The sequence below is a fragment of the Sulfurovum sp. genome, from assembly GCF_036568385.1.
Taxonomy (GTDB): domain Bacteria; phylum Campylobacterota; class Campylobacteria; order Campylobacterales; family Sulfurovaceae; genus Sulfurovum.
Genome location: NZ_DATCSP010000085.1, coordinates 1 through 24,708, shown reverse-complemented (window position 1 = coordinate 24,708; position 24,708 = coordinate 1). Strand labels below are relative to the sequence as shown.

At 44.9% G+C, this 24,708-nt stretch carries 23 protein-coding genes, 5 tRNA genes and 1 pseudogene; 4 read left to right on the top strand and 25 right to left on the bottom strand.

Going from position 1 to position 24,708, the window contains the following annotated elements; genetic code table 11:
- The 16 genes and pseudogenes from rpsL to VIM88_RS09090 all read right to left on the bottom strand — a co-directional run.
- Window positions 1–143, bottom strand: a pseudogene (gene rpsL, locus VIM88_RS09165) (30S ribosomal protein S12); the annotation flags it as partial.
- 336 nt (window positions 144–479) lie between these two features.
- Entirely contained in the window at window positions 480–5,039 is a 4,560-nt protein-coding gene (gene rpoC / locus VIM88_RS09160; RefSeq protein ID WP_414717492.1) for a DNA-directed RNA polymerase subunit beta', read from the bottom strand.
- Window positions 5,002–9,159: a DNA-directed RNA polymerase subunit beta gene (rpoB, locus tag VIM88_RS09155; RefSeq protein ID WP_331862588.1), complete on the bottom strand. Its 4,158-nt coding sequence runs from the start codon at window positions 9,157–9,159 to the stop codon at window positions 5,002–5,004. The genes rpoC and rpoB overlap by 38 nt, the downstream gene beginning before the upstream one ends.
- 176 nt (window positions 9,160–9,335) lie before the next feature.
- Window positions 9,336–9,707 carry a 50S ribosomal protein L7/L12 gene (gene rplL, locus VIM88_RS09150; RefSeq protein ID WP_331862587.1) on the bottom strand — a complete coding sequence of 124 codons (372 nt, stop codon included), beginning with the start codon at window positions 9,705–9,707 and terminating at the stop codon, window positions 9,336–9,338.
- Window positions 9,708–9,853: 146 nt separating this feature from the next.
- Entirely contained in the window at window positions 9,854–10,339 is a 486-nt protein-coding gene (gene rplJ, locus VIM88_RS09145) for a 50S ribosomal protein L10 (protein ID WP_331862586.1), read from the bottom strand.
- A 212-nt stretch (window positions 10,340–10,551) separates the two neighbouring features.
- Window positions 10,552–11,256 carry a 50S ribosomal protein L1 gene (gene rplA, locus VIM88_RS09140; protein ID WP_331862585.1) on the bottom strand — a complete coding sequence of 235 codons (705 nt, stop codon included), beginning with the start codon at window positions 11,254–11,256 and terminating at the stop codon, window positions 10,552–10,554.
- 66 nt (window positions 11,257–11,322) lie between these two features.
- Entirely contained in the window at window positions 11,323–11,748 is a 426-nt protein-coding gene (gene rplK / locus VIM88_RS09135; RefSeq protein WP_331862584.1) for a 50S ribosomal protein L11, read from the bottom strand.
- Between the two features lie 34 nt (window positions 11,749–11,782).
- A complete protein-coding gene (nusG, locus tag VIM88_RS09130; RefSeq protein ID WP_331862583.1) occupies window positions 11,783–12,313 on the bottom strand; it encodes a transcription termination/antitermination protein NusG in 531 nt (176 codons plus the stop codon).
- Window positions 12,314–12,321: 8 nt separating this feature from the next.
- Entirely contained in the window at window positions 12,322–12,501 is a 180-nt protein-coding gene (gene secE / locus VIM88_RS09125; protein ID WP_331862582.1) for a preprotein translocase subunit SecE, read from the bottom strand.
- Between the two features lie 19 nt (window positions 12,502–12,520).
- Window positions 12,521–12,596, bottom strand: a tRNA-Trp gene (locus tag VIM88_RS09120).
- A 50-nt stretch (window positions 12,597–12,646) separates the two neighbouring features.
- Complete coding sequence (rpmG, locus tag VIM88_RS09115) at window positions 12,647–12,799, bottom strand: 50S ribosomal protein L33 (protein WP_008245833.1); 153 nt, start codon at window positions 12,797–12,799, stop codon at window positions 12,647–12,649.
- 51 nt (window positions 12,800–12,850) lie between these two features.
- Entirely contained in the window at window positions 12,851–14,059 is a 1,209-nt protein-coding gene (gene tuf, locus VIM88_RS09110) for an elongation factor Tu (protein WP_331862581.1), read from the bottom strand.
- 123 nt (window positions 14,060–14,182) lie between these two features.
- A tRNA-Thr gene (locus VIM88_RS09105) sits at window positions 14,183–14,257 on the bottom strand.
- A gap of 116 nt (window positions 14,258–14,373) precedes the next feature.
- A tRNA-Gly gene (locus VIM88_RS09100) sits at window positions 14,374–14,449 on the bottom strand.
- A gap of 22 nt (window positions 14,450–14,471) precedes the next feature.
- Window positions 14,472–14,556 (bottom strand) — tRNA-Tyr (locus VIM88_RS09095).
- Between the two features lie 50 nt (window positions 14,557–14,606).
- A tRNA-Thr gene (locus tag VIM88_RS09090) sits at window positions 14,607–14,683 on the bottom strand.
- 157 nt (window positions 14,684–14,840) lie between these two features.
- On the opposite strand from VIM88_RS09090, the gene VIM88_RS09085 reads away from it, so the two are divergent.
- Window positions 14,841–15,575 (top strand): YaaA family protein, encoded by a 735-nt coding sequence (locus tag VIM88_RS09085; protein WP_331862580.1) that lies wholly within the window; start codon window positions 14,841–14,843, stop codon window positions 15,573–15,575.
- 8 nt (window positions 15,576–15,583) lie between these two features.
- Here VIM88_RS09085 and VIM88_RS09080 read toward each other — a convergent pair whose 3' ends face one another.
- On the bottom strand, window positions 15,584–16,834 hold the full coding sequence (locus VIM88_RS09080; protein ID WP_331862579.1) for an L-lactate MFS transporter: 1,251 nt from the start codon (window positions 16,832–16,834) through the stop codon (window positions 15,584–15,586).
- A 233-nt stretch (window positions 16,835–17,067) separates the two neighbouring features.
- Between VIM88_RS09080 and VIM88_RS09075 the strand changes: the two genes are divergently transcribed.
- Window positions 17,068–17,400, top strand: coding sequence for a translation initiation factor (locus VIM88_RS09075; RefSeq protein WP_331862578.1), 333 nt, complete (start codon window positions 17,068–17,070; stop codon window positions 17,398–17,400).
- Between the two features lie 3 nt (window positions 17,401–17,403).
- On the opposite strand, the gene VIM88_RS09070 is transcribed toward VIM88_RS09075, so the two are convergent.
- Together VIM88_RS09070 and VIM88_RS09065 are read right to left on the bottom strand one after the other, a co-directional pair.
- Window positions 17,404–18,678, bottom strand: a complete 1,275-nt coding sequence (locus VIM88_RS09070; protein ID WP_331862577.1) for a SagB family peptide dehydrogenase — start codon at window positions 18,676–18,678, stop codon at window positions 17,404–17,406.
- Window positions 18,662–19,024, bottom strand: coding sequence for a DUF309 domain-containing protein (locus tag VIM88_RS09065; RefSeq protein WP_331862576.1), 363 nt, complete (start codon window positions 19,022–19,024; stop codon window positions 18,662–18,664). Before VIM88_RS09065 ends, VIM88_RS09070 begins: the two co-directional genes overlap by 17 nt.
- A gap of 261 nt (window positions 19,025–19,285) precedes the next feature.
- Here VIM88_RS09065 and VIM88_RS09060 point away from each other — a divergent pair, with 261 nt between their 5' ends.
- On the top strand, window positions 19,286–19,633 hold the full coding sequence (locus VIM88_RS09060) for a TraR/DksA family transcriptional regulator (protein ID WP_331862575.1): 348 nt from the start codon (window positions 19,286–19,288) through the stop codon (window positions 19,631–19,633).
- Between the two features lie 103 nt (window positions 19,634–19,736).
- Here the strand turns inward: VIM88_RS09060 and VIM88_RS09055 are convergent, their stop codons facing one another.
- The 4 genes from VIM88_RS09055 to VIM88_RS09040 all read right to left on the bottom strand — a co-directional run bounded on the left by VIM88_RS09055 (window position 19,737) and on the right by VIM88_RS09040 (window position 22,693).
- Window positions 19,737–20,390, bottom strand: coding sequence for a LexA family transcriptional regulator (locus tag VIM88_RS09055; RefSeq protein ID WP_331862574.1), 654 nt, complete (start codon window positions 20,388–20,390; stop codon window positions 19,737–19,739).
- A 354-nt stretch (window positions 20,391–20,744) separates the two neighbouring features.
- Window positions 20,745–21,953 (bottom strand): molybdopterin molybdotransferase MoeA, encoded by a 1,209-nt coding sequence (locus VIM88_RS09050; RefSeq protein WP_414717491.1) that lies wholly within the window; start codon window positions 21,951–21,953, stop codon window positions 20,745–20,747.
- 78 nt (window positions 21,954–22,031) lie between these two features.
- Complete coding sequence (locus VIM88_RS09045) at window positions 22,032–22,466, bottom strand: molybdenum cofactor biosynthesis protein MoaE (RefSeq protein ID WP_331862572.1); 435 nt, start codon at window positions 22,464–22,466, stop codon at window positions 22,032–22,034.
- Window positions 22,467–22,471: 5 nt separating this feature from the next.
- Entirely contained in the window at window positions 22,472–22,693 is a 222-nt protein-coding gene (locus VIM88_RS09040) for a MoaD/ThiS family protein (RefSeq protein ID WP_331862571.1), read from the bottom strand.
- 199 nt (window positions 22,694–22,892) lie between these two features.
- Here VIM88_RS09040 and VIM88_RS09035 point away from each other — a divergent pair, with 199 nt between their 5' ends.
- Entirely contained in the window at window positions 22,893–23,540 is a 648-nt protein-coding gene (locus tag VIM88_RS09035; RefSeq protein WP_331862570.1) for an MqnA/MqnD/SBP family protein, read from the top strand.
- 101 nt (window positions 23,541–23,641) lie between these two features.
- Here the strand turns inward: VIM88_RS09035 and VIM88_RS09030 are convergent, their stop codons facing one another.
- Both VIM88_RS09030 and VIM88_RS09025 read right to left on the bottom strand, forming a co-directional pair.
- Window positions 23,642–24,511, bottom strand: coding sequence for an NAD(P)-dependent oxidoreductase (locus tag VIM88_RS09030; protein WP_331862569.1), 870 nt, complete (start codon window positions 24,509–24,511; stop codon window positions 23,642–23,644).
- A 33-nt stretch (window positions 24,512–24,544) separates the two neighbouring features.
- Window positions 24,545–24,703 carry a hypothetical protein gene (locus VIM88_RS09025; protein WP_414717493.1) on the bottom strand — a complete coding sequence of 53 codons (159 nt, stop codon included), beginning with the start codon at window positions 24,701–24,703 and terminating at the stop codon, window positions 24,545–24,547.
- Between the last annotated feature and the right edge of the window lie 5 nt (window positions 24,704–24,708).

Sequence of the window (24,708 nt, the reverse complement as noted above, 5' to 3'; positions counted from 1 at the left end):
GCCGAGTTAGGTTTCTTTGGTGTTGTAGTATATACTCTGGTACATACGCCTCTTCTCTGAGGACATTTTACAAGCGCAGGTGATTTTGATTTTTTCACTTGCTTTTTACGTTCTTTACGAATCAATTGATTAATTGTAGGCAAATCGTTTCCTTTCTGGTTAGTTTAAATTTGAATCTGGTTTTACTATGATCTGCCAAGATAAATCTCCAAAATGACTGGTCATTTGCGCCTACTTCTGAAGCAGACACCGTATTAACGTAGTCTTTGGAGCTTTGCTCTAAAGGCGTCACATAATAATATCTGGGTTTTTACACCACATCAAAACACTCTCGTGAATGTTTTGGTCTGGCCACAACACACAGATTTTTGGAGGCATATTATACCGAAAAATTCTTTAGAAATTCTTATATTAAGGGGAAATAGAGAAAGGAGAGGTAGAGACTGCTTCTAGCCTAAACTAGAAACTGTCTCGCTGCATTACTCAGCAGATGAAAATTTGATATCACTGCTTTTTATCATACCGGTACCCACTGGGATAAGACGACCGATGACCACGTTCTCTTTCAGGTCTTCAAGCGTATCTACTGTACCTGCGATGGAAGCTGAAGTCAATACCTTGGTGGTATCCTGGAAGGAAGCAGCAGAGATAATACTGTCCGCTCCAACCGCTGAACGTGTTATACCTACCAACATCGGCTCAGCGATCGCCGGTTCACCGCCAAGGGCGATAACGCTCTCATTCTCTTCCTGGAACTTACGGCGGGAGACGATATCTCCAGCGATGAACTTACTGTCACCGCTCTCAACGACCTTCACCTGTCTCATCATTTGCGAGGTTACGATCTCGATGTGTTTATCCGAGATGTTAACCCCTTGTCTGCGGTAAACCATCTGTACTTCAGAGACGATATACTCATACAATGCTTTTTCTCCAAGTGCCGCAAGGATATCATGGCTTGAGATCGTACCATCAGTGAGTTTCTCACCGGCATGGACATATTCTCCAGCGTGTACCAGTGCTGTCTTGTTCTTATCGATGAACTGCTCGGTCACCTGACCGTTGTCACCCGTAATGATCAGTCTTTCTTTACCGCGTAACGGTTTACCGAAGCTTACTACCCCATCGATCTGTGCGATCAATGCGATATCCTTAGGACGTCTTGCTTCAAAGAGTTCGGAAACTCTTGGAAGACCCCCGGTGATATCTTTGGACTTGATAGCCGCTTTAGGTGTTTTTGCCAGAATATCAGCAATGCTTACCTGGTCGCCATCTTTTACGAACAGAACCGTTTTTGCATCCAGCTGGTAACGGATCAGCTCTCCGCTTTCGGTTGCAAGTATGATCGCTGGTTTATAGGCTGCCGGGATATATTCATTCAGCTCCAGTCTGACATCTCCCGTCACTTCATCGAACTGCTCGACCACGGTGACCCCCGGGATGATATCTTCAAACTTCAGTGTTCCGCTCTGTTCAGCGATAATAGGCTCTGAATACGGGTCCCACTCAGCGATCACGACTTGAGAAGCTGTTTCAGGCGCAGAGAGCAGGTCGCCTCTCTGTACGATCGCATCATTCGCTACCTTCACCACAGAACCTCTTGAGATATAGTGTCTTGCTGCTTCTCTGTTATTTTCATCAACCACCACAGCAAAGAGTCCTTTCTCTACGACTTTTGTACCCTCTGTAATGCCCGTATGCGCTTCAAGGTAGTCTCCTTTCAGCAAGAAGAACTTCACCTTACCTTTCGACTCGGATACCACATTCTGTGTGACCGGCGCACCGTCTTCCACTTTAAGTTCGGACGCGAACGGCACACGGCTTGGTACTGACCATCCTTCATTGATCACTTCAACGATGGAATCACCCTCTTTTACTTTGTCACCGTCTTCAAGCGGCAGGAAGAATTTTCCTTCTACCTTACCTGCAACCCCTGCAAGTTCGTTCGATTTCGCCACATCCGATTTTCTAAGGTTGTACTTCACTTCGTTGTCACTTCCGTCTTTGACAGAGATCACATATTCGTCGTGTGTCACTACAAGAGAAACGGTTCCGTCCGTCACCGCTTTGATCTTAGGCTCTACCAGAAGGACTCCGGCATTTCTTCTGTTCGCAACAATAAGGTTACCCTCTCTATTGCGGTACACGTTCATGTTATAATATCTGATGAACCCTTCTTTCGTCGCCACGATCTGTCTATCTTCCTTACCTGCTGTTGCGGTACCACCTGTGTGGAAGGTACGCAGTGTAAGCTGTGTCCCAGGCTCACCGATAGATTGTGCCGCGATTACACCCACAGCTTCTCCACGTTTTACCATTTTGTTATCCGCCATGTTCAGGCCGTAACATTTCGCACAGATGCCTTTAGGCGCCTTACAGGAAGATGGTGCTCTCATGATCACAGAACGTACTCCCGCATCCTGTACTCTCGAAGCAGTCTCTTCATCGATCATCGTTCCTTCGCTGACGAGTACTTCAGACGTAATAGGATCGATAATGTCTTCCGCCAATACTCTGCCGTAGATACGGTCTGCCAATGGCTCGATCATCTCATTACCTACAACGATGTCGGAAACTTCCACACCTTCATGCGTACCACAGTCTGACATTGTGATCTTCACGTTCTGCGCAACGTCGATCAGTTTTCTGGTCAAGTAACCGGCATTGGCTGTTTTCAATGCGGTATCGGCAAGACCTTTTCTCGCACCGTGTGTTGAAATGAAGTACTCAAGTACATTCAGACCTTCACGGAAGTTTGAAGTAATCGGTGTCTCAATGATCGATCCGTCCGATTTCGCCATAAGACCCCTCATACCGGAGAGCTGTCTGATCTGAGCTGCGGAACCTCTCGCCCCTGAGTCTGCCATCATATGCACAGAGTTGAATCCGTCCTTGTCCGCTCTGATAAGCGCCATGAGTCCTTCTGCTATCGTGTTGTTCGCATCCGTCCAGATATCGATAATTTTATTGTATCGCTCCTGGTCCGTTAAGAGACCTGCACCAAATTGTCTCTGGATCTCTTTGACCTCTTCTTTGGCTGCATTCACATTCTCTACTTTCATCTCAGGGATCTTGATATCATCCAGGGAGATCGAAACCCCTACTTTCGTTGCATATTTGAAACCCATATCCTTAAGATTATCAAGGAAACCTGCTGCTTGAGATACACCGCCTATTTTATAGATATAGTCGACCAATGCACCGATATCTTTTTTCTTCAATACTTTATTCCAGTATTTTTCCGGTACATAATCAGGAATGATCGATTTCAAGATCAATCTACCTGCCGTTGACTTGGCGATATGGCCATCGATCACGGTTCTGATACGAGCGTTCAGATCGAGTGCCTGCTGTTCAAATGCGATCTCCACTTCTTCTACGTTCGCAAAGAGTTTGTTTTCGCCTTTCACATCATTTTTCTCAAGTGTAAGGTAGTAAAGACCCAAGATCATATCCTGTGAAGGTACCGCGATCGCTTTACCTGATGCCGGAAGCAGGATGTTCATCGATGCAAGCATCAATACTTTTGCTTCTGCTATCGCTTCATCCGAAAGCGGTACGTGTACCGCCATCTGGTCCCCATCGAAGTCGGCGTTGAACGCAGAACATACCAGCGGGTGCAACTGGATCGCTTTACCCTCGATCAGTCTCGGGTGGAACGCCTGGATCGACAATTTGTGCAGTGTCGGTGCACGGTTCAGTAGGATAGGATAGTTGTCAACGACCTCTTCCAGACACTCCCATACCTCGTTCTCTTGCTTCTCGATCATCTTTTTGGCTTGCTTCAGCGTGGTCGCATACCCTTTTTCTTCAAGTTTTGCCATCAAATGCGGCTTGAAGAGTTCGATCGCCATCTTTTTAGGCAATCCACACTGGTCCATACGCAGGTCCGGACCGACAACGATAACAGAACGTCCGGAGAAGTCAACCCTTTTACCCAGAAGGTTCTGTCTGAAACGTCCCTGTTTCCCTTTGATCACTTCAGAAAGCGATTTCAGTGGTCTTTTGTTCGCACCCTTGACCGCATTTCCTCTTCTTCCGTTATCGAAAAGTGCATCTACCGCTTCCTGAAGCATACGTTTTTCGTTTCTAACGATGATCTCCGGTGCATCAAGCTCCACGAGTCTTTTAAGTCTCTGGTTTCTGTTGATCACTCTTCTGTAAAGGTCATTCACGTCAGACACAGCGAACTTACCGCCGTCAAGGCTTACAAGCGGTCTTAGGTCCGGTGGAAGTACCGGCAGTTGTGTCAGCATCATCCACTCTGGTCTGTTACCGGAATGAAGGAACGATTCGATCACTTTGAGACGCTTCACGATCGTCTTTCTTTTGGCCTCAGACTTGGTTGCCTGAATATCAAGTTTCAACTGAGTGAACATTTCGACCAGATCAAGCTCAGCAAGCAGTTCCTGGATGATCTCTCCACCCATTCTTGCATCAAGGTCCGTACCCCCGAAACGCTGGGTGATCTGCTGATACTGTTCTTCGTTCAATACGTCATATTTTGCCAGAGGGTTCAGCCCCTCACTGTCATAACATGCTTCACCCGGTGTTTTAACGATATACGCCTCATAATAGAGCACCCTTTCAAGGTCTTTCATCTTGACACCCAACAGCGTACCGATACGTGAAGGGAGCGAAGAGACATACCAGATGTGTGCTACAGGAGCGATAAGGTCAATATGCCCCATACGTGTACGTCTTACTTTTGAAGTGGTCACTTCCACCCCACATTTTTCACATACGACACCTTTGTAACGCATCTTCTTATATTTACCGCACAGACACTCATAGTCTCTGATAGGTCCGAATATTTTGGCGCAGAAGAGACCGTCTCTCTCCGGTTTGAGGGTTCTATAGTTGATCGTTTCTGGTTTTTTTACTTCACCATAACTCCAAGATAGTACTTGCTCCGGACTCGCTACTTTAAGTTGTAACGCTGCGATATCACTTGGTCTATTTTCACTGTTAAGATCTATTGGTGTTAAATTCTCTAAAAACTTACTCATTGTCACCCTCCGCTTCTTTATTGCTCTCATATAATTCTGCATCAAGACCTAGCGCCTGAAGCTCTTTTGTCAATACGAACATGGTTTCAGGTACCCCTGACTCCGGCACAGATTCACCTTTGGTGATCGCTCTGTACGCTCTTGCTCTACCTTCCACATCATCCGACTTGATCGTCAACATCTCTTTAAGGGTATGTGCCGCACCATAGGCTTCAAGCGCCCACACTTCCATCTCTCCGAATCTCTGTCCACCGAAGAGCGCTTTACCACCTACCGGCTGCTGTGTCACAAGCGAGTAAGGCCCTGTAGAACGTGCGTGGACTTTTTCATCGACCAGGTGGTGGAGCTTGAGCATATACATATATCCCACATTCACTCTTTCTATCATCTGTTCACCGGTTCTACCGTCGAAGAGAACCATTTTCCCATCAGAATCCAGCTTGGCCATTTCAAACAGTTTGTCAAACTCTGCCTGATTCGTACCCTCGAACACCGGCGCTGCGAACTTCACGCCCTTCGCCCAGTCTCTACCGTATTTGATCAGGTCTTCATCGCTCATAGCTGTCAGGACCTCTTTCGCGTTCATCAGTTTGGCCACATCTGCGATCTCTATCATCTTCGCTCTGAGATCTTTGATGAAGGTCTCTTTTTGGCTGTCGAACATCTCTTGGATCTGCTCCCCGAGGTTTTTACCGATCAGACCTAAATGCACTTCAAGGATCTGCCCGATGTTCATACGCGAAGGTACTCCCAGCGGGTTCAAGATAAGATCTACCGGTCTTCCGTCTTCCTGGTACGGCATATCGATCTCAGGAACGATATTGGAAACGATACCTTTGTTTCCGTGACGTCCTGCCATTTTATCCCCTACTTTGAGCTTTCTCTTCGTAGCGATATAGATCTTGACCAGCTTGGTCACACCTGAAGGAAGGATATCGTCCTTATCAAGCACGACCAGTTTCTCTTCATGGTCTGTTTTCAGTCTTTTCTTCTGTTTCAGGAAGTAGTTTTTCAGTGACTCATACTCATTCTGCACATTTTCAGAGTAGGACTGCACCACACCTCTGAGCGCGAATCTGTTCACCCCTTTGATCGTCTCTTCAGGGATCTTGGTTCCTGCTGCATACTCCGTTTCACCGATAGTCACTGCTTTGGTCAGCTCCTGCTCTGAAAGATACCTTGCAATACGCAGGATCTCTTCTCTGTCTATCATCAGCAGCTGGTCATGGTGGTCACCGTCAAGCACAGCCTTCTCTTCCTCATAGGCCTGGATCGCACGCGCATCTTTTTCATACCCTTTTTTCGTAAAGACCTTGATATCAACGACGACACCTTCCATCGTTGCCGGGCAGTAGAGTGATTTATTGACCACATGTCCTGCTTTTTCCCCGAATATCGCTCTTAACAGTCTCTCTTCAGGGGTCGGTTTGATCTCTCCTTTAGGACTTACTTTCCCTACAAGGATCATCCCCGGCTTCACATAGGTACCGATACGAACGATACCGCTTTCATCCAGGTGGAGCAATTCATCTTCACGAATGTTCGGGATATCACGTGTGATCTCTTCCGTACCATGCTTCAGTTCTCTTGCTTCTACCTCTTTTTCATAGGTATGCACTGAGGTGAAGGTGTCTTCACGGATCAGTTTTTCAGAGATAATGATCGCATCCTCGTAGTTGTACCCATACCAAGGCATGAAGGCAACACGGATGTTCTTACCGATCGCAAGCTCACCCTGATCCATGTTGGCACCATCCGCGATCACTTGGTTCTTCTCGATCTTATCACCCAGTTTCACGATCGGTCTTTGCGTAAACGTGGTGTTCTGGTTGGTTCTCATGTTCTTTTCAAGCGGATAGTGGTCTATAAATACACCGCTCTCATCTTCACCCATGATATAGATGTTCTTACCGTCTATTTTCTCTACTGTACCTGCTCTGTTTGCTTTGACACACTCCCAGGCATCACGGCTCACGATCGCTTCCATACCGGTTCCGACCATTGGCGCCTCTGTTTTGATAAGAGGTACCGCCTGACGCTGCATGTTCGATCCCATCAGTGCACGGTTGGCATCATCATGCTCCAGGAACGGGATCAATGCCGCCGCAGAACCGGAGATCATCAATGGAGAGATATCGATAAGGTCCACTCTTTTTGCTTCATTAAGCTCGATGTTACCGTTCAGTCTCGTCTCTATAAGGTCTTCAACGATACGCCCGTCTTCACTTACCAGTGTAGATGCCGGAGCGATACATTTATCCTCTTCCTGCGTGGCAGTGATATAGACGATCTCATCTGTGACCTGGCAGTCCTTGACCACTTTATACGGAGCTTCAATAAACCCGTGTTCATTGACTTTTGCATAGGTTGAAAGGGTATTGATCAAACCAATGTTCTGCCCTTCCGGTGTCTCGATCGGACAAATACGTCCATAGTGTGTCGGGTGTACGTCCCTTACTTCAAATCCGGCTCTCTCTTTGACAAGTCCGCCCTCACCCAGTGCAGAAAGTCTTCTTTTGTGTGTCACTTCTGAAAGCGGGTTGGTCTGATCCATGAACTGCGAAAGCTGGCCAGAGGAGAAGAACTCCAAGACGGTGTTGGTGATCATTTTAGAGTTCACCAGGTCATGCGGCATCAACTCATCCAATGTACCGGATATCGTTGTCATCTTGTCCTTGATCGCTTTCTGCATTTTCACAAGCCCGCTGTGAAGCTCATTTCCGAGAAGCTCGCCGATCGCTCTGATCCTTCTGTTACCGAGGTGGTCCCTGTCATCAATATGACCCTGGCCGTTTTTTACCTTGATAAGGTACTTCACTGTATTGATCAGGTCTTCTGTAGTAAGTACCGTTGCATACTCCGGAATGTCCAGTCCAAGCTTGTGGTTCATTTTCATACGACCGACCTTCGTAAGGTCATATCTTTCTGGATCAAAGAAAAGCTGCTTTAAAAAGGCTTTTGCAGCCTCAGGTGTGACCGGTTCACCCGGTCTCATGACTTTGTAGATACGGATCGCCGAAAGTACATTTTCATCATCGATCTGCTCTGTCTGCTTTAAAAGTCTCAAGCTTTCGTTGTCTGCGATGAAGGCATTGATGATAGACATATCGGCACCCTCTGCAAGGTCATTGATGATCTCGATCGTATCGATACCCTGCTCGATCATCTTTTTCAGTTTACCTTCATCCAAAGGGGTCACTACATCATAAAGCACTTCACCGCTTTCCTGATCAATGATCGGGCTTGCCAAGTGTCTTTCCATCAGTACTTCAAGCGGATACTCGATCCATTCCAATCCATCATCGATCAGTTTTTGTGCTTTTTTCTTTGTCAGTCTCTTCCCTGCATTGACCACGATATTGCCATCCATGTCTTTGACATCATACTCGGCCCTGCCTGTAAAATCGTTCGCATCGAATTTCACAAGGAATCTGTTCTCTTTAATAGTGATCTCTTTGGTCGCATAGAAGAGTTTGACAATATCATCTTTAGAGTAGTCCAACGCTCTGAAAAGGATCGTGACAGGGATCTTTCTTCTTTTGTTGATACGTGCATAAAGGATATCTTTTGAATCATATTCAAAATAGAGCCATGATCCACGGTCAGGAATGATCTGTGCAGAGTAGAGCATACCGCTTCCCGCAGTGCTTCCCTCTTCTTCCTTGAAGATCACACCAGGCGATCTGTGAAGCTGGTTGACGATAACCCTCTCAACACCATTGACCACGAAAGAGGTTCTATCCGTCATCAAAGGGATATCACGTACAAAAACCGCCTGTTCCTTGATCTCTTTCGGATCAAGTTTTTCACCTGTCTTCTCGTCTCTGTTCCAGATCGTCAGTGCAATGTTCATTTTGAGCGATACAGAGTAGGTCAATCCTCTCTCCATACACTCTCTTACCGTATATTTCGGTTTAACGATCTCAGAGTTTTTGTAGGTAAGTGTGAGCCTGTTCTGCTGGTCATGGATAGGGAAAGAGGATCTGAAAACTTTCTCTAGGGTCGAATTTTTTCTGTCTTTTTCCCCTAGCATTAAAAAGTTTTCATAACTTTTTTGTTGAAGCTGGAGCAAATTTGGGATTTCAATTTCTCTTGGTGTTTTGGAAAAGTCGACGCGAAGTCTGTTACCAGAATGTAAAGAATTTAACATGGGGTTATCCTTATTTCGGTTTAGTTTGGTTTATGTAGTTGGTTGCGTATCTTGGGTATACAAAGAAACTATTGACACGAGGGTATGAAATGTCTCCGAATAGTTTATCACTATATCCAATGAGGTTTATAACATGGGCGGAGGCGATCTGCCCCAGCCCGCTTAAATAACACTGATTATTTAAGTTCGCAAGAAGCGCCAGCTTCTTCAAGTTGCTTTTTGATATCTTCAGCTTCGTCTTTAGAAGCACCTTCTTTAAGTACAGTTGGAGTATTTTCAACTGCATCTTTAGCCTCTTTAAGACCAAGACCAGTCACTGCTCTTACTACTTTGATCGCGTTGATCTTCTTAGCACCAGCATCTGTAAGTACTACGTCAAACTCAGTTTTCTCTTCTGCCGCTTCAGTTGCTACTGCAGCACCACCAGCTACTACTGTAGCCTGTGCAGATACACCAAATTTTTCTTCAAATTCTTTTACAAGCTCAGAAAGCTCAAGTACTGACATATTTGAGATAAACTCAAGAACATCTTCTTTAGTTGTTGCCATAATTAATTCCTTATCATTAATAAATATCTCCTTGAAGAAAGACAAAACCCTTCTTCAATTCCTCTCACTAAAGCTTCGGCCTGTACGCCTCAGATCCATTAGCGATAAGGGCCTCGAAGAGGAGGCCCACCAAATAGTAAAATTTACTACGCCTCTTCTTCTTTTTTAGCTGCCAACGCGCTCAAACCGATGGTAAAGTTCTGTACCGGTGCATTCCATACATTAAGAAGCATACCGAGAAGTACGTCTCTTGTAGGAAGCTTAGCCATTGCATTAATGGTCTCCATACTAGCAACTTCACCCTGGATCAAACCAGTTTTGATAGAAAAAGTGTCTTTAAAGTCTGTTGCAGCTTTGTCAGCGATCTTACAAGGTGTTACCTGTGCATCGCCCCAGATCACAAGGTTTGTCTCTGTAAATTCAATATCTTCACATCCAGCATTTTTCAATGCGATACGTGCTAGTTTGTTATTGATAACTTTCACTTTGGTGTCTTCATCTTTTGCAAGATTTCTAACTACTTCAAGCTTTTCAACAGTCATACCTTTGTAATCACAAACGATGATGGCGCCAGCATCTTTGAACTCTGCTGCCATCTCTGCGACCAACTCTTCTTTTCTAGCTCTAGTCATATATTCTCCTTCCGATCTCTAAAAGGGTTCCATCAAGGACCATATATTCTTTCAAATATATTAATTAAGCTTTCGCCCCTTTTATCTTGGATCTAAGATTATGAGTTTCCTCAAAATAAAACTATGCAATAGTTTTATTCTGAAAATACTTGTTATCAGAGATCTGGATGAGCCATCCTGTAGAAGACTCGATCCAAATGATAATCAATAACTTATTTTATATCCATTAATTCTGCTGTGTTCAGAGTGATCGATGGACTCATAGTGAGTGATACCGCACCATTCGTGATATATTTACCTTTTGCAGATGCTGGCTTCGCCTTATTGATCGTCTGTACCAGTGTCATAAAGTTCTCTTTGATCTGATCTTCAGAAAAAGAGATCTTACCGATACCCGCATGGATATTTCCTTTTTTGTCTACTCTGAAGTTCACCTGACCGCCTTTGGCATTTTCAACTGCTTTGGCTACATCCATAGTTACGGTACCTGTCTTAGGGTTAGGCATAAGTCCTTTTGGTCCAAGGATCCTTGCTACTTTACCAAGAACTCCCATCATGTCAGGCGTTGAGATGACGATATCAAAATCGATGTTGCCCGCCTGGATAGACTCGATAAGATCTGTAGAACCTACAATATCTGCACCAGCCGCTTTCGCTTCGTCTGCTTTTGCGTCTTTTGCGAACACTGCCACTCTTACTGTTTTACCTGTACCGTGAGGAAGAACCACTGATCCTCTGATCATTTGGTCTGCATGTCTTGGGTCAATGTTCAGGTTAAGTGCCACTTCAACCGTCTCATCAAATTTTGCTGATTTAAGGTTTTTCAGCGTAGCCATTGCTTCATCTACACTATATACTTTGGTAGCATCTACTAGTTTTAGTAATGCTTCTCTTCTTTTACTTGGTTTTTTTGCCATTTTATTCTCCGCTTTATATGCTCCCACACTTTTAAATCATGTGGTTATGATTTTGTCCTAAAAAGACTAGTCTACGATTTCAACACCCATACTTCTACATGAACCAGCGATGATATTCGCTGCCATTTCTCTGTCATTCGTATTAAGGTCAGCAATTTTCTGATCGATGATCTCATCAAGTTTAGCTTTAGTGATAGTTCCAACTTTGTTCAAAAGTGGGTTATCCGTACCTTTTTTGATACCTGCTGCTTTCATGATAAGGTCGCTTGCCGGCGGCTGCTTTGTTTCGAATGTAAAGCTTTTGTCTGCATACACTGTAATGATCACAGGAACCTTGAACCCCATCTTGTCTTTTGTCTTCTCGTTAAAAGCCTTACAAAACTCCATAATGTTTACACCACGCTGTCCCAATGCAGGTCCTACTGGCGGTGATGGGTTGGCTGCTCCGGCCGGGATCATTAGTTTAAACTTAAACGCTATCTTTTTTGCCATCTGTTCTTCCTTTGTTTAATTTGACCGTTAGGTCTTATAGTATTTTTTCTACTTGCGTGTAGAGGATTTCAACCGGTGTATTTCTACCAAAGATCGAAACGTTCAATCTCAACTTTCCATGGTCAAGATCATACTCTTCCACCATTCCTGTAAAGTTGGCAAATGGACCATCAATGATACGTACCATTTCCCCTGTTTCAAAATCAACTTTAGGACGCGGTGCAGCTTTCTTCTCCATCTTGTCCAAGATCACTTTAATATCTGCCTCACTGAGTGCGGTAGGTGTCTTTTGTTCACCGATAAATCTAGATACTCTTGGCAAAGACTGTATCTTGTGCCAAAGGTCAGTATCCAGGTCTATATGTGCAAAAGCATACCCGGAATACAATGTTCTCTCTGTAATCTTTTTTTTGCCATCTTTTACTTCAATGACCTCTTCCGTAGGAACGACAACACGTTCAAGTTTGTCTTCAATACCATAATCCACAACCAATTGCTCGATCGCTTTTTTTACAGATTGTTCGGATCCTGAATATGTTTGGATTGCATACCATTGATAAGCCATTGTACGTCCTATAATACTGATGATACGATTGATGACATGAAAAAGTCAACCAATGCTAAAAATATTGATATTACAGTTACTACCAGAACAACTGCTAAAAATGCCTGTCTTACTTGTACTTTTGTTGGAAATATAACTTTATGTATTTCTGCTCTCGCATGTGCAATAAATGTTGAAATTTTTCCCATATTATGTTACCTTTAATTGTGGCAGGCCAAGAGGGACTCGAACCCCCGGCACCTGGTTTTGGAGACCAGTGCTCTACCAACTGAGCTATTGGCCTAAAATGACACTATGGGACAAAGCCCCATTGCATCTAACAAAAGTATCCGCTTACAGCTTCATCTCTTTGTGTACTGTATGGCATTTGCACCATTTACAATACTTTTTAAGAGCAAGTTTCTCTGTAGTCGTCTTTTTGTTTTTATTGGTGTGATAGTTACGTCTTGTACACTTCTCACAACCTAAGTGAACTGTTTCTCTCATTATTATCTCCTATGATAAGTGCGCAAGAGGCAAGCCTCTTGCCGTGCGTTCTTAAGCAATAATCTTAGAAACAACACCTGCACCAACTGTTCTACCACCTTCACGGATAGCGAATTTAGTACCTTCGTCAAGTGCGACTGGAGCGATAAGTTCAACATTGATTTTAACGTTGTCCCCTGGCATAACCATTTCAGTACCTTCTTGAAGTCTTACTGAACCTGTTACGTCTGTTGTACGAACGTAGAACTGTGGTCTATAGTTGTCAAAGAATGGAGTGTGTCTACCACCCTCTTCTTTAGTAAGAACATAGATCTCAGCTTCAAATGCAGTATGTGGTGTGATTGAACCTGGCTTACAAAGAACCATACCTCTTTGTACAGCCTCTTTATCGATACCACGGATAAGAACACCACAGTTGTCACCAGCTTCTCCACATTCCATCTCTTTACGGAACATCTCAACACCTGTTACTGTTGTTTTTTGTGTATCTTTAAGACCAACGATCTCAACTTCGTTACCAACACATACAGTACCTCTGTCAACTTTACCAGTTACAACCGTACCACGTCCTTGGATAGTAAAGATATCTTCGATCGCCATTAGGAAATCTTTATCAGTATCTCTTTGTGGCTCTGGGATGTATTCATCTACTGCATCCATAAGTGCATAGATCTTTTCAGACCATGGACCAGCTTGACCAGCTTTAGCCTCTTCAAGTGCTTTAAATGCAGAACCAGCGATAATTGGAGTGTCATCACCTGGGAAGTCATACTCAGAAAGAAGTTCACGTACTTCCATCTCTACAAGCTCTAGCATCTCTTCTTTATCTTCGTCATCAAGTTGGTCTTCTTTGTTCAAGAATACAACGATATATGGAACACCTACTTGCTTAGAAAGAAGGATGTGCTCTCTAGTTTGTGCCATTGGACCATCTGTCGCAGCGATAACTAGGATAGCACCGTCCATTTGAGCAGCACCTGTAATCATGTTTTTAACGTAGTCCGCGTGACCTGGACAGTCAACGTGAGCGTAGTGTCTGTTTTCAGTTTCGTACTCTACGTGAGAAGTAGCGATCGTGATCCCTCTTTCTCTCTCTTCTGGTGCGTTGTCAATTTGGTCGTAATCCATTGTTTTACCACCAGTTTTAAGACCCAGACACATTGTGATTGCAGCTGTCAATGTAGTTTTACCGTGGTCAACGTGACCGATAGTACCGATGTTAACATGCGGTTTTGTTCGTTCGAATTTTTCTTTAGCCATGCTTTTCTCCTAGCGTAAATGTTTTTAAAGGCAGTATTATACCCAAATTATCTTAGACCCTATAACTATATGGACAGAACTATTACAAAGCTGTAATACTTCTGTCCATACTATCGTGGAGGGTGGAGCCCATAGTGAGACTTGAACTCACGACCTCTTCCTTACCAAGGAAGTGCTCTACCCCTGAGCCATATGGGCAACTCGACTATATATAATTACATGTGTGTCATAGTCATAAATGAATAAAGTAGGAAAGCTTTTATATGTGAAGTTATTAGTGTGTTAAATACATAATTCACACAGCTCCCAGTTTATGGAGCGGGCGAAGGGATTCGAACCCTCGACAGCCTGCTTGGAAGGCAGGAACTCTAGCCACTGAGCTACGCCCGCATCTTTTATGCGATTTAACATATGGTGGTGAGTGAAGGATTCGAACCTTCGAAGACATAGTCAGCAGATTTACAGTCTGCCCTCGTTGGCCGCTTGAGTAACTCACCTGAATGTTTTAATCTATTACTGGTCAAACACTGATAATTATATTTTCTTATGGAGCTGGTAAAGGGACTCGAACCCCCGACCTGCTGATTACAAATCAGCTGCTCTAGCCAACTGAGCTACACCAGCACCATCATTAAAAGCTATTACACTTAAAATGGACGGGAATTATAGGGAAAAAAGTTTTTAATGTCAAGAGTTTTCGGCAAATTTATGAAAATTTCTCTTTTTTAGGTAATTTAACTAGAATACATCCACATAACAAAGAATCATACAGGTAAGATCGATGAAAATACTACTGGCACCAAGCGAAACCAAAAGATCAGGGGGAGACCTCCCTTTTCACCTCAATGCTTTACTTTTTGACCCTCTTCTGCCCCACAGAACCAAACTGCTGCATACCTACATGAACATTTTGCAGAAGGGGGATATCCCTGCATTGTCAAAAATGTTCGGCCTCAAAAAGGAGTCTGATATCCTTGTCCACAAAAAAGATATCATCCACGAGCCTGCGATGAAAGCCATCCAACGCTATACAGGCGTGGCGTTTGAGTATCTCGGCTATGAGGACCTGGACAGCCAGGCACAAACCTATATAGACAGCCATATCATCCTCTTCTCCAATCTCTTCGGCCCCCTGCGTGCTTCCGACCTCATCCCTGAGTATAAACTCAAACAGGGGGAACCCGTAGGCGATATCAGAACAGAGAAGTTTTACCATCAGCACGCTGCAGAACTGCTGGAAGCCTATCTGGCGGACGAGGAGATACTGGACCTCCGTGCAGGGTTTTATGACAAGTTCTACAAACCTTCCAAACCCTACACCACGCTCAAGTTCATCAAGGAGGGGAAAGTTGTCAGCCATTGGGCCAAAGCCTATAGAGGCATTGTCCTGCGTGAGATCGCCAAAGCGCGGGTGGAGACCCTCGACGCCTTTATAGAACTGCCCATAGAAGGGCTCTCTATCAAAGAGTTCCAGACCAAGAAGCAGAGGACTGAAATTATCTATGAGATCGCATAGAGCCTGGTCTACCTGCTGTTCGCTCTGACCTTTTTGATGTTCGCCATCATGAGCACAGACGTGATGAGAGCGACAAAGAAGAGGCCGACGAACACATAAAGCGTCCCTACATAACTCCCGGTCACATCTTTCACATAGGCAATGATGATCGGTCCTACCAATCCGGCCAGTGCCCAGGCGGTTAAGATATATCCGTGTATGGCTCCCAGCTGTTTGGTGCCGAATATATCGCCGATATAGGCTGGGATGGAGGCAAAAGCGCCCCCATAGCAGGTCATAATATAGTATACCAATACCTGAAAGAGCAGAATGCTTGTCACCGTGGTCAGGAAGTAGAAGGCGAGGATCTGCGTCGCAAAGAAAACGACAAATACGACAGGACGTGTCAAGTAGTCAGAGATGCTTGCCCATGCGATCCTTCCTGCACCATTGAAAACACCCATCAGTCCTACCGCAGACGCGGCCGCTAACGCAGAGATACCTACGATCTCCTGAAGCAGCGGAGAAGCAACGGAAATGATGGCGATGCCGCAGGTGACATTGATGAACAGCATGATCCACAGACCGTAAAACCTGCCCGTTTTCACGGCTTCTTCTCTCGTGAGCGATGCCAGGTCCTCTTTGACCCTCTTTTTCCCTGCGGCGATAGCCTTGGAAAAATGTGCCGGCATATACCCTTCAGGCGGTGCGGCTAGGTATTGTGCGGAGCCGAACATGACGACAAAATAGATGGCACCCAGGATGTAAAAGGTCGAAGAGATCCCCACTGCGTCTATCAGCAGCTTGATGGCCGGTCCGGAGATGGCTGAAGCAAAACCAAACCCCATAATGGCAAGCCCTGTTGCCATACCCCGTCTGTCCGGGAACCACTTGACCAAAGCCGAAACGGGGGAAATGTACCCGATCCCAAGCCCTGCGCCGCCCAGCACACCATAGGTAAGGTAGAGCAGTATCTTGGACCCCATCATGATCGCCACGCCGGACCCCATCGTCCCCAGTCCGAACAGTACCGCTGCCAGCGTTGCCGCTACCCTCGGACCTTTCTCTTCGACGAACTTTCCCAACAGTGCCGCAGACAAGCCCAGAAAAAATATGGCGATGGAAAAAGTGATGGTGACATCCGTCAGTGTCCACTGCATCGCTGACTGGATAGGATTGACATAGACGCTCCATGCATACACCGACCCTATACATATATGTATCCCTACGGCTGCCAATACGATCAACCAACGGTTCTTTTCTCTCGATTCTCCCTGCATTTTCAAACTCCCTTGACTTGATAGCGTGATATATCTACCTTTTTTACTAATTTGGAGTATAGCCAAATTGCTTTAAGAATAATAAAATATAGCGGTTATATAATAAGGGTTTGAAGGAGTGGTCATGAAATTACCCAGCGAGGATACCCTCTATAGGATATTTATTTTTCTGCTGATGCTGATGGTCATACTCGGGATACTTTTTGATACGGATTATAGCTAGGGGGAAAGACGTGAAAGAAAATCTATTTGAAATGGGTGCGAAGTTCGGCGATGGCTGGTCATCGGACAACAAGAAGGAGAACGCTGAAAAGGTTTCCCATGAGGTCAAAGCGCCTGAAAAACATCAGCTCCATTTAGCCAAAGAAAAACGCAGAGGGAAGGTCGTCACGATCGTCAAACCTTTTTACCTGGAAAAAGCAGCCCTGCAGGCACTGCTTAAAACGCTCAAAAAGAAATTGGGTACGGGAGGCACGGTCAAAGAAGAAGGGCTTGAGTTCCAGGGGGATATCCCCGACCTGGTACGCACACAGCTGGAAGCAATGGGATACAGGTTCAAATCCTGAAAGCTATTTTCCTATCGCCAAGGCATACAGTACCATCTCGTCATTTTCCACGAAGGCATTGACCTCGTCATCATAATAGGCACCGATACCGCTGCAGCCTATGCCGAGATACAGTGCTGCCACATAGAGTCTGTGCCCAATGATGCCTGCTTTCTGGTAGAGCGCCTGGTAGTTCCTGGCCTTGGAGGTAAGAAAAAATGCTACCGCTCCCTGCTGGGAAAGGCTGTACTGCTCCAGGGATAAGTACCCTGCCTGTCTCGCAAAGTCCCCATACTTCAGGTACATGCCGTCCTTGTAAAGCCCCAGAGGCATATCCAGTACCCTGTTGAGTACCATATAGACAGAGACCTCTTCATCACAGTCGGAAGGTATGGGCTGATGTATCGCATCCATAATATAATGGAACTGCCCTTTCGTGATGGCACCTCCCTGAAACCCTCTTTGGGACCTGCGTGTAAAGATCGTCTCCTGAAGTTTTTCTCTCTCATAGGTGAATGTTGGCAGCGCTGCCTCTTTTTTGCACCCGTCCAACTGCATGGTCTCCCGGTACGCCTGTACTATCAGCGCATTGGGTTCAAAGGTGATGCTCGCCTCCACATAAGGCAGAGAGAACTCTATGGGGTCCGCTTTGTCTCCCTCCATAGGTACGGCCATTGCACACCCTGCGACCATCCACTCTCTCTCATCAAAGCCGAACATGAGATTAAGCTTTTCCCTGTCTATGTCGTAGCGCATTTCTACTGTGTGCGATCTGAGCAGTGCGGCCGCCTCGATACTGCCCAAAAGATGCCCCGCATCTAAAAGACAGTAGCGAAAAGCGCGGTTCTTGTATTTCCATGAGGAGCGGTAGTAGACCGATGAAATTAAAAACAGGTACCCCTTCATCGCTGTACGATACCCCAGGTAGGGCTCCAATCCCTCCTCTTCCGTAATGCCCTGAAGCAGCGTCAAAGAGGAACTGCTCACCTCATAATGGTAGATACCATCCTCTACCCCTTCCACGCCGCGTGCCTGAAAATAGAGCTCATTCGGATAGAGTGCCCCTGCACTGGGATTGATACGAAGATAGTATGCTCCGCTGGGATAGGTTTTTTTGGCTGCCAGTCCGGCAATATGATAAAGAAAGCTGTCTTCCTCCCTGTCCAGGTCCAGTTTGACCTTTGTATAGCTGTCCGGATAATTTTTGTAGGTAGAAGGCTGGTCTTCCCATGAGAGCCGGTTGGGGTTGGTTCTTACAGAATTATAGGAGTGTTTTGTCGTACTATGGTACCAAAACATCAAAGATCTCCGGATGTTTCTGTTTCAACGCTTCTATCTTATGCTGGGCCTGTTTAAATAACACCGCATGCTCTATATCGTCCGTGCATAGATGCTTGTATCTTTCATACGAAGCGATCACTTTCACCGCCTTCACGCCTGCATTTTTTTTGTTACGCTTGATATGTTCAAAGGTAATAGCCGCATTGATAAGCCCTTTGGCCAGGTTCTTGAGAGGGTGGTTGCTTAAGCGCAAAGGGTGCCACGCCTCCTCCATCACTTCATGTGCCTCAAAGTACGCTTCTTGTTCCATCAATTCAAGGTACTCTTTGAGCGCACCCTCCAGATCATCATTCATTTTCAACATCGGTTCACTACCCTTATCTATTTTATCTATGCAGGCAAGATACTTGTCCCTCTCTTGGGGTTTGCTTAAACGAAACATATCTGCGTCCGCTTCTGCCTTTTTGCTACCCTTTTACAACGTTTTGTTCTTTGTCGTAAAGTAGCCGGCCATATAGCTGCTTTGACCTTGCAGACTTTCGGTCCTTTTTTATGTATAATGATTCCACTATAGCATAAAGTCATGCAAAATGGCTAACATCCGATCTTGTACAGGGAGGCCTCTATGAACAGTTTGACAGCAAAAGAAAGAACTGAGATCAAAAAAGAGATCGAAGAGAGTATCATCGCGCTCAAAAAACAGATCGAGCGTCTTGAAGAGAAGCTGCAGCCCATCAGCCCGGATTGTTCCTTAGGAAGACTTACCCGGCTCGAAGCCATGGGAGAGCAGCATGTCAACCATACCATACTGGATGAATCAAAACTGCGTCTTACACGGCTGAACAATGCATTGCAGCGTGTGGACAAACCTATGTTCGGTATTTGTATAGAGTGTGAAGAGGCTATCGGGATAGGACGCATGCGTATACGCCCGGAGAGCATAAGGTGTATCGCCTGTGCGAACCTCCTGTAGGACAGTGTCAGCGCAAAGCCCTGTCACTTTCGCTAACGCTATCTTCTCTGTAGCAGAGCGTCGCGCAACCGGTTGCCCTTTTTTTGATAGCGCAACTCCCAGTTTATAAACTTTCGATATTTCCTACGACCTTGCCTACGATCGTCACTTCATCGGCAGGAACCGCCTGAGGCGGATACATACTGTTATCTGAGATAAGCTCCACCATGCCGTCTGCACGCTGCTGTATACGTTTGATGAACAGCCCCCCTGTAGTGGAAGCGATGAAGATACCGTTCTTATTGATATTCGTTTGTGTTCTGTCCACAAATACGATACTGCCATCCTGAAGGGTAGGCTCCATAGACTCCCCATCCACATGGATCGCTTCAAGTTCCGTGTTTCCGAGCCCTACCATATTGTGCATGATCTTTTCATCGATGCTGATGGTTTCATAATTTGCATCAAACACCTCGGCACCGCCTCCCGCGCTGGCACGGATATCTGAAAAGTAGCGTACCTGGAAAAACTTTTCCGTCTCCTCTTTCAGCATATCTACCGCCTGGTCGAAGAAAAGCCAATTGACCGAGATCTTTTTGAGGGCACAGAACTCCAATATCTCCTCATAGGGGATCGAGTTCCTTTTTTTCATGGTTGCAAATGTTGCCTGGGGAATGTTCAATGCGGTGGCCACATCTTTGTCGAAGACTTTTTTGCCCAGGGTACTCTCTGAGAGCACATCTTTTAACTTCTCGATAATTTCACTCAATACTAACATTTCAACTCCTTTTTTATAATATATATGACAATTATAAGACATTTTTCTTAAAAGTATGACAATTTGACATATTTTTTAACTATTTTACGATTTATTTGTACAATTTGACATATTTTAGGTTCTAAGGCTTCATCCGAAGCTTTAGTGAGAGGCATTGTAAGGGACCTTGTCTCCTTACAAAAAGAATCATGATAAAAAAAGGATGGAAAATGATCTACTCACAAAATAAAGAATTACTAAGTTATGCGGTCAGAATGGGATGTACCACAGCGGCAGAGTTTGCCATGTTCCTAAAAGCAAGAGCATCTATCCTCGCGCTTTAAGCCAATAAGAGATTCTTGCTAAGAAAGGACCTTAGCCAAGAAGCAGAACGGTGACTTCATCTCCTGTCTCTTTGGAAGTATCCTCTTCCGCAGTGACCAGAAGCGCTACCTCTCCCAGCATATTCGTCAGGATGGCCGAGGAACCGACTTTCTTGTCTTTGAAGTCCACATAGTACTTCCCTTGCTCTAGAGAAACATTACAGGCGGTGAACTCTGCTTTTTTGGCACGCTTGACAAAAGGCTCTTTCAGCATGGCCTTGACATGTCGCAAAGCGCTCTTTCCCTGCTGCAGCTTTTCTATGATCGGTACAAGATAAAGCAGGGCCGTCACGGTAGATGAATACGCAAAGCCGGGCAAACCTATGATGAACCTGTCCTCCTTGCGCGCTACCATGATGTGCTGTCCAGGTTTTACCCGTACCCCTTTGAACACGACCTCACAGCCGAGTTCATAGATCACATCTTTCACAAAATCGAAATCGCCTACGCTTACCCCGCCTGTCGTGACAACGATGTCAGACTTGTCCAGCGCAGCAGAGATCTCCCTCGTGATCGTCTCTTTGTCATCTTTGATGCACCCAAGCTGCAGAGGCACGCCATCATACTTGGTCACCATCGCTTCAAGTATGTAATTGTTGGAACTTCTTATCTGAGAATCATTGGTCTGTTCTTCTCCCAGTTCCAGCAGTTCAGAACCTGTAGACAGGATGGCCACGGTCGGCTTCTCATAGACAAGCACGTTGGCTATGTTCAGACTGGCCATCACACCGATCTGGGGAAAATCAATCTTGGTTCCCTTGGGAATGAGCCTCTGCCCTTTCGCATAGTTCTCGCCTACTTCACGTACAGAAAACCCTTGCGGTACCTCTTCCCTGATGACGATCTCGTCGCCATCGACCTCTACGTTTTCTATGGGTATCAAGGTGTCGGCACCATGCGGCATCAATGAACCGGTAAACGTTTTGATACACATCCCCTCTGTGACCGCTTCTTTCAATGCCGATCCGGCGGGATTGATGCTCCCGATCTTCAGTCTTCCCAGTGCCATGTCCTTATGCCTGATCGCATAGCCGTCCATTGCGGAAGTAGGGAACTCCGGCGAGTTATGGTCCGCCACGATATCTTCAGCGAGCACATACCCTAAAGCATCTACCAGATAAAGTTTTTTGGTTTTATAAGCGTTTATCTCAAGATGTTGTATGGTCTCTATCGATTCATCAAAATGCATAAACATGATCATCCTTCTTCTTTACATTGAACGAGGCCCGGTCCAAACGCATCACTCGAAATCGTTCCCTTCGACTCAGACAATAGTGTATTAACCTAATAACCCTGCACCGTCCATCGGCGTACTTCTGTCCGCAGCGTAGATACGCTGACCGTTTTTCACATCATACTTCCAGATAGGAGCATTCGCTTTAAAGTCCTCTACAAATTCGTCTATCAGTTCCAGCGCTACTCTGCGTTTTGGCGAGAAAACGGCTGAAATGTAGGAAGAGGTATGGACCGGCACATCGCCTATCGAGTGGGCCATCTTTACCACTGCACCCAGGGCAGCGGCTTTCTCCTGCCATGCATCGAACCATTTTTGCAGTATCGGCTCGTAGATATCAAAACTGAGCGCTTCGATACCCTCTTCAGCGCGTATCGTTCCCACAAAAGGGATATAGGCGCCATAGTTCGACGCTGCCTCTTCATCAAGCCAGCGGCCGAATATCTCTTTTACATCCAAGGGACCATGATAGAGTTCCACGCTTTTCACCCACCACAAACAGGAGGCAGAATAGAGATCCTGTCGCCCTCTTTCAGCTCTGTCCCCAGGTCATTCACCATCGTATCGTTCAGTGCCACGGCACATTTATCCAGCCAGGCGATCAGACTTTCATCCTCTTTCAGCTTTGCAGAAACATCTGCCAGGGTCGCTGCTTCCATCTCCATCGGCGCCTTACCGATGGGGCCCAAAAATTCTACTTTTACCATGAGAAAATTCTCCTAATTGTATGCCTAGAACATACTTTACTCAAAATGTGACGGGTCACATAAGGCCTCTCTTCAGAGGACATTGCGTCAATGCAGTTTTACGGACTTTGCCCGAAAAACCTCTTATAATAGTGACGCGATTATAAAAGTTGTTTGCTATAATTACGCTTAAACTGGATATTTGGAAGGGTGATACACGATGCTATTTGGTTCTATTTCTTACCTCAATCTTCTGCCTTTCCAGGTCTTTCTCAAACGCTATCTGCGGGGCAATGCAGCAAAGATGAGTTTCCGATACAAACGTGCTGTCCCTTCCCAGATCAATAAAGCGCTCAAAAGAAAAGAGGTCAACGCAGCCTTCATCTCTTCTGTGGCTTCGGCTAAATGTCAGTGTACCGACCTGGGTATCATCGCAGACCAAAAGGTCTATAGTGTTTTACTGCTTGAAGGGCCGTACGAAGCGGACCCCGCTTCTGAAACCTCCAACCGGCTGGCTCACGTATTGAAGCTGAAAGGGAAAGTGATCATAGGAGATGAAGCGCTCAAACACTATCTAAAAGGCGGGGAAGGTATAGACCTTGCAGAAGCATGGCATAAGGAGACCGGACTTCCCTTTGTCTTTGCCAGGCTCTGCTACAACAAACATGAAAAAGCGATCCGGAAACTGGCACGCTCTTTTGCGCAGAAAAAAGTAAAGATCCCGCAGTACATCTTAAAAAGAGAAGCCGAAAAAAGAGGGATCACGCCAAAGCAGCTGATCTGGTATCTGGAGCACATCCATTACCAGATGGATGACAAAGCGAAAAGGTCTTTGAAGCTGTTCCTGAAAAAAAGCAGGCGTTTATAAACTCTATATACTACCAACATGAAATACGTCTCCACATAAAAGATCCATATACAAGTTTTTATAGTAAAGAAATAACCATCTTGGAAATTTAGAATAAGCTCTTATAGGACATGACTCTTTTTCATCTGTTTTAATCCATCATCAAAAGATCTAGGTCTAAAGCCAAAAGCTTGCACAAATTTTTCTATATCTATATTTTTATTTTCTTGAAATCGCTTTATCTGTTCATATGATATGATTTTCAGTTTAAATAACGCAAGTAGTTTAATTATTATTGAAATGACATATGGATGAATTGAAATAAAAATAACTTTTTTATCCAAACTATTTGATACCTTTTTAAAGAGTTCTTTGTTTGATATAGGCTCAGCCCCGGCTATATTATAAGAATTGTTATAAAACTTCTCATCAAATAAAGCAATTTCATATGCGTTCACGAGGTCATCTATAAATACTGGCTGTATTAGCTTATCACCGCTACCAACAAGTGGGAATAATGGAGTTTTCTTCAAAGTCCGAGACAGTTTTGATATGTTTTGATCGTTTTTATGTCCATAGATCATTGTGGGTCTTATGATAGTAAAAGGTATTTGATAATTATCAACTATATATTGTTCTGCCTCTCTTTTTAACTCTGCACTGCTTGATGGAATTTTTGTAAAAATTCCAGTTGAACCCGTAAATAATATATGCTCGATACTACTTTTATTGATATTGACCGCTTGCAATATTTCTTCTGCAAACCATATGTACCCTGCATTAATAATCGCATGACAATTATTAATGGCCTTTGCCAATTCTAAAGTATAGCTTATATCGTCTACTTTAAAAACTTGTATATTGTTAAAATCCGAGAAATCTCTTTTATCTGTATCTCTTACAATACAGTGAATATTATATATGGAAGATAATTTTTGTACCAGTCTGAAACCGACATGGCCAGAAGCACCAATGATTGCTACAGTTTTCATTTTAAGATTCACTTTTTCATTTAGATACGCTAGTTACTCTATCGTAACTAGCGCTTTCTCTATACGCAAGATCGTTTCATCCACGCCCAAAATAGCCATGATCTCATCCAGTCCCGAGCCTGTCATGGAACCAAGGAGGCTGACGCGCAGCGGCATCCCTATTTTCCCGAAGCCTATCTCTTTGGTTTCCACGATCT